Consider the following 14,240-nt stretch of genomic DNA (forward strand, 5'->3'; position numbering starts at 1 on the left):
GCTCCCTCTTTACTCTTTTTAAAAGAATTGGCCTAGCCGCCCCGCAATATTTTCCCAATTGACTTAAACAACAGATGCGAAAAGGTCGCCACGGGGATTTATCCAGTTTTTGACTTCATCTGTAACCGTCTTCGGCCCATCTTGTAATAAAGAATGAAAATGCTAACACTTCCGATGGTACATCCTGTACCGCGAAAGCTAGCTCGCCATCCTTGGCTAGCTCACGTCATTTTCTTCAACGGCCTCAAGTTCAGAGGTGAATTTATCCATTCCCAATCATGGCTTCTGACTCATTTATGGACAGAAACGGCTTAGAGCTATGGCTCTAAAGGTAAGGAGTGGTATTAGGAAATATATGGCAATCGGATATGATGTAACGCTCCACTAAGGAGCAAGTAACTGTTGGTTAAAATTTGTAGCGAAGCAAAATTGAGCCAACGGTTACGAATCTCGCTTTAGTGGCTTAGTTAGGCTCGTTTTCTACTCATGCCTTCAATTAAACTAGGGTGCATATAAGTTGTTTTTTCTTTGGGAATACTCACAGACTTCATAGTTTTGCAGATAGGAATACCCGTAAGATGATAAGAATCCATAAAACCATTGATGAACACCTCTATTTTTGAAGAAGAAACGGGCTTGAGCGGAATAATTAGGTAAAACCAGAAACTATTAAACGCAAGTAACCTAATCATAAAATTTGAATGTTGAGGGCCGTTATAACTTACCTTACAACTACGGAGCAACCTAGCTTCCATAGTTCCTTCAATTTGATTAGTTTCAGTATTAAGGCGATTTGACGATGTGACAATTAGAAGCCGCAACATCACATCTGGTGCGTCATTAACTTTTCCTAAAATGTAGGGAACATATTTCCTTAGCGCTGCTACGGCTTTAAAACCATCAGCTGAAGCTCTTGCTGAGTTATATGATATTTTTAACAGCTCTCTGAGGAGATCGTTATAGTTAAATTCAAATTCGACATTATCCCCAGGCTGTATCGGCTGAAGCATATTATCTTCAAATAACTTTACAAATCGTCCATCGATTTCAGATAAAATGCCATTATTGCAAGGTTCACAAACATCTTTTACAACTAAATCTGCTTTAAACACCTTGTCAGATTTATCATTCAACGAAAGCATGCCCTCCTCAAGTTTTCGGATGACACCGTTAGGAAAAACATGCTCTCTTGATAGTTTTTTTTGTACACCACAAAATGCACAGCATTTTTTTTTTGATTCCATTTTGAGTATTACTCCTAGAGCCTAACATTTGTATATACGACATGCGCGTTTATTAGGCTAGACCTGTCAAAGCGCATAATGATAATTGTTTAATCCGCAACGGTTTTTAATCATCATACTAATTCACCTTCTGTCAAAACGAGAATGTACACTTTGCTTGCCTAATAACCGTGCAACAACAATTTTAGTTGATTGAATTTACAGGTGTTTACGTTTTTGCTCAATAGTAACTAGTGAACTTAGCAGGCGTTATATCAGTTATGTGTCACAAAAGCTCAGTAATACTGTATAAACACGGGTTATAAGATCTTTCCAATGATGAGAGAAGGTATTGCAAAAAGATCTATTACGTATTTGGCAAAGTGATGGCTGTAGCTCATAAAGGGGCATAAACGTGTCAGATATACTGACTTTAAAAGGGACAAATTCAACTCTGAACTTGAGGCCGTTGAAGAAAATAGCGTGAGTCCTGACATGGATGTCAGGCTAGCTTTCGAGGTACAGGATGTACCATCGAAAGAGTTAGCATTTTCGAATAAGGACGAAGCAGCATACAAATGAAGTTAAATGCTGGATCAATCCCCATGGCGACCTTTTCGCATCTGTTGTTTAAGTCAATCGGGAAAATGTTGCGGGGCGGCTGGGCCAATTCTTGAGTAAAGAGTTAAGAGGGAATAGCCGTTGATTTCCTCTTGGTCTGGTGTGGGTGAAGCGCCACGACGTTAGTGGCCGCAGGCCATAGCCTAAACACATAGTGGGGCAGAAATCAGTTAGTTATACTGACTTTAAAAGGACCGATTCAACTCTGAAATTGAGGCCGTTGAAGACTCTTTACAACAGAGTGCGTGCGCCTGACAGGCCTTTCTCGCATATATCCATGTGGGAAAACCAAATGAATGACCAGTTAGTCGACCTTTACACCGTAGGTTTATGCTTATGAGCAAATATAAGCAAAAAGACACCAAACATTATTGCTATGTCTGCGACATTAAAAATGCCTGTTCGAATCGAGCCTATACCAATATTTAGAAAATCGATAACGGCCCCATTATTAACGACACGGTCGTAGAAATTACTCATACCACCTGAAAATACTAACGATAATGCAATTAAAGGTACAAGGTGCTGTTTGGCATTTGAAACTAAATAAACCAGTAAAGCCAATAAAAATGTACCGACCAAAACAACAAAAAGCCAGAACCTAGCTTGTTCTGATAGATTATTGCCTAACCCTAGAAATGCACCAATATTTTCCGTGTAACCCACTCTGAGAAGATCATTAAGGTAGCTCGTCATTTGAAATTTAGGAAGATGTTCTGCGGCTAATAACTTAGTTCCTTGATCACAACCTACGCATGAAAGCGTCACTAAAAAAATAACTAATAATCTTTTCCAAACGTCCATATTTACTTTACACCTTTTCTGGCTACTTACGTTTTTGCATTTGTGCATTGGGTTGTTTATAAGGCACAAATTTCTTGTTAGACCTAGCCGATTGCTAACCTAGGTTAATTGGTTTTATTTACTAATAAGAATTCAATTGTTGATGTGGGCTCTGGGTTACTGAGTAAATTTGCAGTAAGTGATATTGAGTAGCGAGTACGTTTTTCATTGAAATCCATTGTCATTATTATGTTCCATCACATCTTTCTAAATCTAGCTGATTCAATGAGCATAATACACTCAATTGAATTCTCATATTGCTCTGTGCTATAGCTTAATTCAACAACTAATTGAACGGTTCACTCGATAAAGTCGGCCACTTAGGTTTTTGGCCAGTATCATTCAGCAGCTTCTATTTTATCAATAAATAATTATGCCACGGCAAATGTTACCAGCTGAGCGAATACATCACCGGCAGTAATAGCGATAAACTCAGCCAGACAATGATCGTTAGGGGAACGCCCACACGGACAAAATCGATAAACTTATAACCACCCGCATGCATTACCAGCAGGTTAGTCTTATACGCCATGGGGGTGGCGTAACTCATATTGGCACCAAACAGCACAGCAATAACAAAGGGTTCGGGATCAACCTGCAGTTGCTGCGCGATGCTGATAGCAATGGGAGTACCAATGACTGCCGCAGCATTATTGGAAACAATATTGGTCATAATTGCCATTAACAACATCAGTCCAGACACAATAACCGCCGAAGAAGCCCCCGCCGTTAAGGCCACAAAGACTTGGGCCAAATATTCTGCACCGCCGGTTTTCAATAATGCTGCCCCCATCGCCAAACTCGCCGCGACAATCAGAATAACCTGGGTGCTCAGCGCCATGGAAGCATGCTGCCAGGTCAAGCAGCGGGTGATCAGCATCAGTAATACACCACCGACTGCGCTGATCGCAATGGGAACGCCCCCAAATGCCGACACAAGAATAATCCCAGCCATGATCAGCAGAGCCGTTAGCGCTTTATCGGTGTGCGGCAGGTCTGCGGTCGCATCGAGAACCAATAGCTCACCCGCTCGTTTGATTTCACCTATGGTATCTTGATTACCCTGCACCAGCAGAACATCACCGATGCGCAGGCGAGCCTGGGCTATTTTTTCGCGCAGCGTCTCGACTGAGCTTTCCCCCCGATGTATTGCCAGGACCATTAACTGATAGCGATTATAAAAGTTAACTTGCCTTAAGGTCATGCCAAGCAGAGGAGAACCTTGCATGACAACTATTTCGGCGATCTGCTGTCCCTCACCGGATAATGGATGCTCTTCATCCACCGGGTTATCGCCGACATAGAGCATGGCCTCCAGAGCACTTTCCAGCTCCTTAAGATTGTCCGGCGTTTCATTGACCATCAACCTGTCCCCTGCCTGAATTTGCGCATCCGGCAAGGGGACAATATAGGTTCCGCTACCCCGCATGATGCGTGATACTTCCAGCAACCCTGAGGTCTTTTCGGTCAGCTCTGTCAATGTCTTGCCGACGGAAAAACCGTCTTCCAATATCACCAGTTGGGCGGAAAATATTCTTGGAGAGGTATCGCTGAGTATGGCCTTACGTGCAGGCAGTAGGCGTGGTGCAATCAACCATAGATAAACAATGGCAATGCCGGCAACGATTGCTGCTGGTACAAAAAAATCAAACATCTGCAGTCTTCTCAGGCCCATATCAGCAGCCACCGAGACCACTAACAAATTCGTCGAGGTACCTATACTGGTACTCATGCCGCCCACCAGCGTCGCAAACCCCATTGGCATTAACACCCCCGAAGCAGGCGCTCCGGTTCGCAGCGAGACACTGATCAGAATAGGAAGCAGCAGCACGACTATCGGCACATTATTGACAAATGCACTGAGAAAAGCGCCAATCAGCAGGGTCAGCAACATACTCAATACAGGGCTTACTCGCCATAAACGCGCTAGAATTCGGCCAAGAGGCACCAGGGCTCCCGTGCGCACCAAGCCGTTTCCGGCAATCATCAATGCACACACAGCCACCAGCGCTTCATGGCCAAAACCACTGAAAAATTGCAGCGCCTCAAGATGTTGCCCCTGGGCGTTGATGTAAGGAAAAACGGTAAAACCTATGCTCAGCACTGCCAGAATAAACAGACTCGACGTCTCAATGGCAATAGATTCTCTGGTAAACAGAAACAGAGCAAGCAAGACAAGCAATAGCACTGCAAGTGCATGCACATCAGGAAGCGGTGGCAAAGTCATGATATTCATTGCTGGCACCTGTCAGTTAACCTTTTTTATTTGCATATGCATGGTAAAGCAGAGGCTTGCTCTGAAGATCTTTTCTACGACGCTCTTCAGTGCAGGTTGGCGTTTGTTTGTTGACCCTATATCACCTAAATATTAGGCTTTTTTTCTAATAAAGCTAATTGAAGAGAAACAAATCAGCAAGTTATGGGTTACGTCTTATTGTATAACCAACAGCCAAGCATGAAGTTGAAGATTCAGCTGCCTAACATTGTCATTTAACGCCATGTCAAAATTGAATTGTTTTCCTGACGAAACACAAGCTGTAGCCATGTCGCAGTAATGTCATCATCCAATAAAAGGTATTTTTTGTTTGATTTGCAAGACTTATGCTGGATATTGTTACTAGTCATATGATTTTTTAATTTTTATTGCGCCATAAAAAACCATAGAACAACAGGTAATAACCATTATTTTCAATAACTTAAATTTAAATGGCGGTTTTATATCTTGCATCTGGCTCAAGATCACATTTATACCTCACTAATTAGCATTACTACCTCCAAAGGATTAGCATTAGATAAATTTCATATACTCAGGGCGGCTTTATGACGATGTGTAAAACAATGTTGGTCTTATCCTCAATTTTTTGGCTTGGGGCTTGTGGGAGTGATAGTGATAGTACTGTCACGGCGCCGGAACAGGTATTGCCTCAGGGGCAGTTCTCTCTAGCCATTTCCGACTCGCCTATGGCTGGCGTTACCCATGTGGGCATGGTCATGGGGGAACTGGTCATGACAGATGCCGCGGGCGACATCCATAGGCATGACTTACAGGATATGGCATTTAACCTACTCGATTTCCAGGGGATGGACAGTCATCTTATGGTCGATAGCATCGACTTGCCCCCAGGGCAGTATCATGATGCCTATGTCACCACCCAGCAAGGCGATGGCAATGACGGCTGCTATGTTGAAGATGGCCAGGGTCGCCACGGTTTGCATATTACCAATGGACAGCTGCCCGTTTCGGATTTTGAGGTAGTCGCTGACCAGCATCTTGCCATCACCATGGAAATTGATTTATATCGTGGCTTGTCTAACGAGCAGGGGCAATACCTTTTAAATCATGAAGCCATGTGGTCTATCGATAATAGTCATATGGGTCACTTGCTAGGTGAGGTCGACCCCCAGTGGATTGCCGATTGCGAAACAACTCACTCCGATCTGGCTTCGGCGGGAGGGCAATTTAGCCATATGGCCTACCTGTACCCCGAAGAGGTCACCGATATTAACCAAATGGCAGATATGGGAACCAATCCACCAGCGGGTTTCATCCCCCCTACGGCAGTCAGTCCTATGATGCAGGATACCGACGGCAACTGGCACTTTGCCATGGGCTACTTGCCAGCCGGAAACTATCGGGTCGGCTATAGCTGTTTAGGCCATGTAGATGACCCAATCACCGATGAGATCACTAGTGGTCCATTTGTTATGTTTAAAGATTCAGGTTCAATTACCATAGAAGCAGGTACACAGGGTGGCCAGCAGACGGTACATGAGTGCGGTAATGGCAATGGTGGTCATCACGGCGGCATGGGCGGCGGCATGGGTATGGGCGGCTAGCGACGATAGTCAGGCTCACATTCAATTTGGGAGCCTTTACGCCTAAAAGCATGGTGAACTAAGTTAACGGTAATGATGATTGAGTTGAAGTATGAGCAGATACCTCGTTAATCATTGTTATCGTTGCGTTAGGGGAGAGCCGCAGATCTTCACATAAAAGTGGCAATCGGTTTTTATCTGTAACACACAATGGGGCCGTTTTGAGTCAGCAAATATCCACTGACGGGTAGATGGGCAGGAATGAGCTAGGGGTTTTACTCCATTATCCACGTTCAAATGACAAGAAGTAATGTATTACTTGTCATTACAACACCACGATTTAGGATCTAATGCTTATCTAAATGTCTATTGTTAAGGGAACCGATCAGTTTAAAACATAGTCTTAGTTTCGCTCACCAACGACACCGCCAAACAATTTCCTGAACCCAAATCTCATTGTATTGAATAATTAATCTTTGCGGTCCTTGGTAAATTTTGGGATAAAAAAATTCTATCTTAATGACTTTAATAACAATAAAAAAGTATCAACATACCGTCTGGCATATAACGCTAAGCAATTGACGCGTTCCAAAATATTGACGCTTGTAAACTGAACAATACTCGATAAAGTGAGCTAACGTTTAAGAGAAGAGATTGTTTTTTTCACGACAACGCCATCCCTCCAATGAATAAGAAGGTCTATCATGAAAACAGTAAAAACACTGATTGCGCTCTCCCTATCGGGCTTCCTTGTCGCCTGTGGTGGTGGTGACGACACTTCCTCGCCGCAAATGGGAGAGTTTAGCTTAGGCGTGTCAGATAACCCGAGTGACGCAAAAAATGTGACTATCGCTTTTAAGCAAGTCGTACTGAAAAATGATACGGGCAGCATTTCATTTGACGTGTCTGACGACGGCGATTTAAAACAAGTCAATTTACTCGAATATCAAGGTACAGCTGTTGAAACTTTAGTGAGCGGTCAAAGTATCCCCGTTGGCGAATACCAAATGTGTATTTACATGCAAAGAAGTGAAACGCCCAATGCCGATAGCTCTTTTGTTAAAACCATAGATGATAATCTCTATGGACTGACAACCAACAGCAATGGCTCTTGTGGCGGTGTTGGCGCAGACGATCCTGATACTGGCCGTTTATTTTTCAATAAAACATTTACTATCGCAGCCGGTACAAACAGCTTTGTCGCCGAATTTGACCTAAACAGTGGCTTACAAGACCCCCACGGCAATAAAGACTACTGGACCTTAAAACCAACATCAGTTCAGTTACATAACAATGCTGAAGTCGGAGCCATTAAAGGCAATATTCCCTCAGAGCTCGAGACACTATGTGGAACAGCAGCAGGTGGCAGCCTCTTTAGTCATGCTGTCTATCTTTACTCAGATGCAACAGCACTCGACAATATGAGCGATTTCAGAAGTGATGCCGTTGTGGCACCACAAATTGCGCCAATTGCTTCTGCTAGAGTCAACGATATTATCGATCAGAGCGGTGAAGTCATTGGCCAAGGCTATGAATTTGGTTTCGTCGTTGCAGGCAACTACAGTGTGGGTTATACCTGTGTAGCCCAAAATGACGATCCTGATCTCAATAACAACCCTGATGATTTAGAGCTACCTTTCTTTATCCATGCGGATAAACAAACAGTGACAGTGACCAATGGCACTGTGGCTAATGGTGATTTTGCTAACACGCTTAATCCATAGTATTGAGCCATAGACTTAAGCCATAGACTTAAGCCATAGACTTGAGCAACTCGCTTAACACCAAATAAAGCTGACTTATAAAAAAGGCATCCGTAATGGATGCTTTTTTTTATGACTCGCTCATTCATTTAACCGTAAAAAACCATTAACACCCAGTAAGATCTGCAGCCATTAAGTAGAAAAGATACTTTACAAAAATAGGCCATCAATGGCTATAACATTCGCGGTTGTAGTGATAACCCCTGAATAAACCTACCTTATTCCTTAACTATCCAACTCAATATGGGCATAAACATATTAATAAATCCAACCCGATTACTGGACAACATTGAGCTAACGATTTAATCCTAACGTAACCTCAACAGAGGTTATGGGATGGGATAAGTTAGCCAAGATCAGAATGTTTGGTCTATTTCATATCAAACTTGCTACTTTTTTGCTCTTTTTTTGCGATTAGTCTTGCTAATAATGCCCATTGACGCATCAATAGTTCGCTTATTGCAAATCAACATCGCTATCGAAATAAGCGCCTGTTTAATAACGTTTTATTATCTAGATCTGAGGTTCTTTGAGGCGGTAATATCGACTAAAGCTATGGTATGCAGTTATTTAAATCGTGCAAATTCGTTGGTGCGATGCGGGTTTAGTAAGGACTCTATTTCAATAACGCTCTATTGCATAAATGTCACTTTATCCCTTTAAGTAGGGTGTCGGCGAAGCGCCACGGCCCTAAGGTCACACGCTCTTATTTGGAAACAAAACATGACTTATTCGAGTAAGTGTTTGGCTTGTTTCAGCGCGATCATTTCATCTTCACTTGGGTTAAGTGCGATCACACTGTCGATTTGCATTGCTAATGATTGCCACAATGGTTCGATTACTTGTAAGTGATCGTCATTGGCGTGTACCTTAGCTAATGTGAGTAAATACGCTGCTTGCACCACATCGATACGGCCTAGAATACCGTCGGCTAACGCCACGCTTAGCTCTATCATTGCGCTAACATTGTGACCGTACTTTATAGCTTGATGTAAGTAATGCTCGGCTTTAGTGCGCTGTTGTTGGCTGGCATTGTCGTCATGCAAAATATCACTGCCGCAATATAACATTGCATCGACTTGACCTTGCTCGGCAGCTTCGCTCATCCATTGCTGACTCGCAGCCAAGTCTATTTGGCAGCCCAAACCTTCGCTCAGCATCAGGGCTAAATGATATTGTGCATTCGGATAGCCTGCTTGGGCTGCTTTATTAATCCATACAAATGCTTGTTCGAACTGCTGAGCTTGATAAAACAACACCCCAAGATTAGACATAGCCTCGGCATTTTCCGCATTGGCAGCAAGGGTCAATAAACGCTCGGCTTGAGTTAGGTCGACGGTAAATTGATTACTGCCGATAAGGTAGAAAAACCCCAGTAATGCTTGTGCTTCAACAATGTCTTTTCCGGCAGCTTTAGCAATAAGTTGCTCACCTTCGATTGGATTTGGATCGCTGCAATAGCCATGCAATAAGCTCACACCGTGCTCAAATAATGCCGCTTGATGTTGAGTGGATGCAACACGAAACCAATGTGCCGCTTGTGCAAATGCCTCTGCTGATGTTTGTTCAACGGATGCCGACGTCGCCGCGCTTTCTGTCGCGGATGTGTCAATGGTTTGCGCCAACGCGCGCTCCTGCTCTTGTAACATTAACCCTTTGGCTTTGAGTGACATTGCCACTAAATACTGTGCTTCAGGATCATTCTTCATCACTGCGCGATAACATAAATCGCGGCCAGCGTATGAATCAAATGCTTCAAATTGGTAGCGGGGTGCAGTGCCTCGATGTAAAGAGGGGTATAGCTTTACAATTAACTGCAAAATATGACGAATCGACTTTTCTGCGATGCTAATGAGCTGAATTTGGGTTAAATGATATTTTTCAGGATGGGCACCGCGATTACCGTCACTGCGCAGGCGATGTAACGCCCGCACGGCAGCAACATCAATCACGCGCAGCTGATTTAACTGCTCGATGCGATCATATAAGTTGGCAGAGGTAAATGTTACATCATGCTGTTGTGCTAATTGAGCGGCTAACTTATGGGTAAAGCTTCTAATATAAACTAACGCTTGGGTTGGAATGTCGCGTACATAGCTTTTGGCTAAACGGTAATCATTGCCCAACTCAATAGAGAAACCATCAATAAACTCAATATCATTTAACAATGGTCTCTCCTTTTTGAGTATCTATAACATCTTTATCCTTCAGCGTTGTCAGCATCCGGTGTTTTACGATTGATCATATACAATCTAAACAAAGCAATATTAACAAACAAACCTAAGAACGAAAAAGTGGTTTCAACGACCAGTTGTAGCGGAAAGCCAACTTGCATCGCGAATTGTGAAAACATACCGCCTAATAGAGACAATGGCACGTATAGCATTAATACCGCAATGGTTTTAATGGTGATAGGGCCACTAAATTTAAAGCTGTTCTTAATCGCTTCAAATGGCGTTAAACGCTCAACCACCACCATAAAATTGACATAGGCTAGGCGAGAGAATAAGTACAAGCTCACTATTAAGCCAATTAACCACAGTGGCCCAAACGCCGCAAAAATCATTACTGGCGCTAAAATCGCTAAACCAGAAAATACCCCAGCCAGTAATAGCGGTGGTACAAACGGAAAGCTGGCTTTTAGTATTTGTGCCGGCGCAAGATCGTGGCCTTGAGAGCGTAACTCTAAATATAAGGTTAAGGCGGCAATTAAAAATGAAAACACCAACAATAGCACCATCATTGCAGCAGCATGAATAGCACCGAATTGCGGGTTTTCAACATCCGCTTGGATCATTTCATTACCCAGCCAAAGTTGAATCGCGACTTGGATTAACAAAAATGGCAAAGTCAGTACGGCAAGCTGACGGATGTGGTTTCGAAAAAAGTTAAATGCTTCAGCCATAATTGCAAACAATGACATGTGGGTTCCAGTAATCTATTAACGACGAATATGGCGCTTAGGATACCCAAAAAAAACGTATTTTGCACAAATCAAATTATTAAAAGATGCGATCATTTGTCGCATTTATGTAAATTAGGCTAAAATAGCAGCTAAGTTTTGACATTGAGCCACATAAAAGGATACCCATTATGAAATTGACATTATCATTAGCGATACTTTTTAGCGTCTTAGTATTCTCAGCTCCAGCATCGGCGGGCTGGTTAGATAATGTGACTGAAATAACCAAAAAACCAGCAGCAGAACAAGCTAAAACAATTGACCAACCCCAAACAACTGAGCAATCAAGTGTTCTAGTGGCTAACGTTATGTCACAACTTGGGTTAACTCAACCCCAAGCAGAAGGCGGATTAGGATCACTACTTAGCTTGGCCCAAAGTAATTTAGGTGCAAATGATTTCAGTCAATTAAGCGACAGCATACCTAATACAGACGGTCTACTTGCTGCGGTACCTGCGTTAGCATCAGACAGTGGCATGTCAGGATTATTATCAAAAACGGGTGATTTAGGCACTGCGTTACAAGGTAGCGCAATGGTATATGATGCTTTTGACAAACTAGGTATCTCAAAAGAATATATTACACCTATGGTGAATATCGCTAAAAACTATCTACAGCAAAGTGGCGGTGACGGCACGGTTGATTTATTAATCAAAGGCCTAGGCTCAGTTTTATAATCCTCCTTAAGACGGTCTGACACTCATAGTGAACTTACGTTAACATTATTTAATCCCATGCTATTCGCTTGGGATTATCATTTTTGCTAGCATCGGTATGTCTAATGTCATTATAACGGAGTGATTATGATCGCTAAACTCAAGCAGTTTCTCCAATCGCATGCTCAAGAAAGTAGCCCTGAAGATAAACAGAAAAACCTCAACCTCGCGGCGGCAACCCTATTACAAGAGGTTGTGTATGCCGATGAAAATTTGGCCGCAGCTGAAGCAGCTTTACTGCCAGAAATGCTCATCAACACTTTAGGCATTAGCTCAGAAGAAGCGATAATCCTGATAGACGAGGCGAAACAAAGCCGTAAAGACTCCACATCATTATTTGAATTCACCGCCGAAATCAATGCTCAATTTAGTATTAATGATAAACAAAAATTACTGCTGTCAATGTGGCAATTAGCCTATTCCGACGGTGAACTGTCTCAATATGAAGACCAGATTATTCGTCGTACGGCAGAGTTACTACACTTAAAACACAGCGAACTGATTCAAATGCGTAATATTGCCATGGAAACTCGCTAAATAAAGCCAATTATCCTTAGTGATTACTCACTAAATACTTACGTGTAAGATGTGCTTTTTGCCACCACATAAAAGGGGCAACAACAATAACCATTACAATGGCATAAATCATATTGCTTCCAAGAGCAATACCTAAACCGATACAAAATAAGCAACCCGCAACCACCAAAGGTAAGTAGCGTTTGCTGAGTAACTTAGCAGCAGACAACATGGCCAACAGGTAAATAATCACAAAAACCCCATTGCTCCAAGCGATTAAATCTTCTAGTTCGTGAGCGCCATAAAAGGTGACAACAATGACCACTGCCATCGAGCCTAAAATAGCAAACAAGGCTCTAAAAGGCACGCCATGTGGATTTAACTTATCAAAATAGCGTGGCACTATGCCTTCTTTACTAAAGCTCCACAACAAACGCGCAGCGCTGGCAGCATACACATTCACTGTCGCTAACCCGCTAGCAATACCTAATACTCCGATAATGTAGCCACCATAGCCGCTCAATACGGTGTTTGAGAGTAAGTAATCAAACGCCGATATCATCGCTAAGCCGTCACCCTCTGTTGGCACCATAAGCAATAAAAAAGTACAGGCCAAATAAATAATCCCCACTAATACCGTCCCCATCATCATCGCAGGCAATAAGTCTTTATCGGGTTGGCGGAAATCGCCCGCAAGATGGGTCATGGCTTCAATACCTAAAAAGCTCCAAAAACCAATGCCCATGGCGAGCATAACCCCACTAAACTGCGGGTGGCTGGTATGAGCGAAGGTTTGTAGTTGATCAACATTTAACCCGCTAGCACCAAATAATATCGCTACTACCGTAACAATCAGCAACGTGAGGGCAAATTGTAATTTAGCCGACACCTGAATGCCTTTAATATTGAGCAGCAATAACACAACCACAATCAGCAATTCAGCCGCTAATTGGCCAATCCCAGATATCGACACCAGTGCATCTAAAAATTGAAAGGTCATTAAAATGGCTGCTGGCGCGCCAATGGGGATGACTAACAAAAAGATTAACCCAATTGTTCGGCCTGCTGTGGCACCAAAGGCTTTTTCAATGAAGTAAGCCGGGCCAGCGGCGTGAGGGAAACGACTCGCTAACAAACCAAACACTAATGCCACCGGGATAATCGCAACCGTCAATAATAACCATGCCAATAACGAACCTGAGCCGGCTACCTCTATGGTCATTTGCGGTAAAATAAAGACCCCAGTGCCTAACAATGTGGTGGCCATTAAGCCAGCGCCTTGCCAGCGTCCGATTGTTGCTGTCATTAGATTCATTATTTTAATCTTGTGTGATATGTGGCGACATTATAAGGGCAAACAGGTAAACATGATGCGGATTAATTCGCGACTATCAAGTTTTGCTTAGGGCGTTACAAAAATAACGGGGGTCAGCATACTTTTTAAATTCAACACAGTGGTGACCATGGTACTGAATCAATTAATATTTTAACCGCCACAACGCAAATCCTTACCGGCCAAAATATTACGATTTAAATGAATTGATGAGCCTATATGCATACCCATTCAATACAGTATCAAATTCGGCAGGTTATTCATCCTATAGCTGACATTATTACAGGATCTTGAGCCTTTTTAGTTAACATCCTTTTTAGCCTCGAATGCTCATTATCGACCGCATAGCATCGAGCCGTTCACTCACTCCCTTGGGGCGATGGGGCAATTTATCGACTCTCTGTAAATAATACAGCGGAAGCCATCTTCTGAAGGATTTTGTCGTTA

Annotated in this window: 10 protein-coding genes; 4 read left to right on the plus strand and 6 right to left on the minus strand. The window is 42.9% G+C overall.

Annotated features, from left to right (window positions below; all coding sequences use genetic code 11):
* Nucleotides 1-467: 467 nt before the first annotated feature.
* From CXF80_RS12245 to CXF80_RS12255, 3 genes are all read right to left on the minus strand, one after another.
* Nucleotides 468-1,244 carry a hypothetical protein gene (locus CXF80_RS12245; RefSeq protein ID WP_101033131.1) on the minus strand — a complete coding sequence of 259 codons (777 nt, stop codon included), beginning with the start codon at nucleotides 1,242-1,244 and terminating at the stop codon, nucleotides 468-470.
* Nucleotides 1,245-2,159: 915 nt separating this feature from the next.
* Complete coding sequence (gene lspA, locus CXF80_RS12250; RefSeq protein WP_101033132.1) at nucleotides 2,160-2,648, minus strand: signal peptidase II; 489 nt, start codon at nucleotides 2,646-2,648, stop codon at nucleotides 2,160-2,162.
* A 427-nt stretch (nucleotides 2,649-3,075) separates the two neighbouring features.
* A complete protein-coding gene (locus CXF80_RS12255) occupies nucleotides 3,076-4,923 on the minus strand; it encodes an SLC13 family permease (RefSeq protein ID WP_232772092.1) in 1,848 nt (615 codons plus the stop codon).
* A 602-nt stretch (nucleotides 4,924-5,525) separates the two neighbouring features.
* On the opposite strand from CXF80_RS12255, the gene CXF80_RS12260 reads away from it, so the two are divergent.
* Nucleotides 5,526-6,524, plus strand: a complete 999-nt coding sequence (locus CXF80_RS12260) for a DUF4382 domain-containing protein (protein WP_232772093.1) — start codon at nucleotides 5,526-5,528, stop codon at nucleotides 6,522-6,524.
* A gap of 683 nt (nucleotides 6,525-7,207) precedes the next feature.
* Nucleotides 7,208-8,227: a DUF4382 domain-containing protein gene (locus tag CXF80_RS12265; RefSeq protein ID WP_101033134.1), complete on the plus strand. Its 1,020-nt coding sequence runs from the start codon at nucleotides 7,208-7,210 to the stop codon at nucleotides 8,225-8,227.
* A 767-nt stretch (nucleotides 8,228-8,994) separates the two neighbouring features.
* Here the strand turns inward: CXF80_RS12265 and CXF80_RS12270 are convergent.
* Complete coding sequence (locus CXF80_RS12270) at nucleotides 8,995-10,434, minus strand: DUF4145 domain-containing protein (RefSeq protein WP_101033135.1); 1,440 nt, start codon at nucleotides 10,432-10,434, stop codon at nucleotides 8,995-8,997.
* A 32-nt stretch (nucleotides 10,435-10,466) separates the two neighbouring features.
* Entirely contained in the window at nucleotides 10,467-11,189 is a 723-nt protein-coding gene (locus tag CXF80_RS12275) for a hypothetical protein (RefSeq protein WP_101033136.1), read from the minus strand.
* A 170-nt stretch (nucleotides 11,190-11,359) separates the two neighbouring features.
* On the opposite strand from CXF80_RS12275, the gene CXF80_RS12280 reads away from it, so the two are divergent.
* Both CXF80_RS12280 and CXF80_RS12285 read left to right on the plus strand, forming a co-directional pair.
* Nucleotides 11,360-11,905 carry a DUF2780 domain-containing protein gene (locus CXF80_RS12280; protein ID WP_101033137.1) on the plus strand — a complete coding sequence of 182 codons (546 nt, stop codon included), beginning with the start codon at nucleotides 11,360-11,362 and terminating at the stop codon, nucleotides 11,903-11,905.
* Nucleotides 11,906-12,031: 126 nt separating this feature from the next.
* Nucleotides 12,032-12,481, plus strand: a complete 450-nt coding sequence (locus tag CXF80_RS12285; protein ID WP_101033138.1) for a tellurite resistance TerB family protein — start codon at nucleotides 12,032-12,034, stop codon at nucleotides 12,479-12,481.
* A 16-nt stretch (nucleotides 12,482-12,497) separates the two neighbouring features.
* Here CXF80_RS12285 and yjeH read toward each other — a convergent pair whose 3' ends face one another.
* Complete coding sequence (gene yjeH / locus CXF80_RS12290; RefSeq protein ID WP_101033139.1) at nucleotides 12,498-13,775, minus strand: L-methionine/branched-chain amino acid transporter; 1,278 nt, start codon at nucleotides 13,773-13,775, stop codon at nucleotides 12,498-12,500.
* Between the last annotated feature and the right edge of the window lie 465 nt (nucleotides 13,776-14,240).

This window comes from Shewanella sp. Actino-trap-3, from assembly GCF_002836275.1.
GTDB classification, from domain to species: domain Bacteria; phylum Pseudomonadota; class Gammaproteobacteria; order Enterobacterales; family Shewanellaceae; genus Shewanella; species Shewanella psychromarinicola.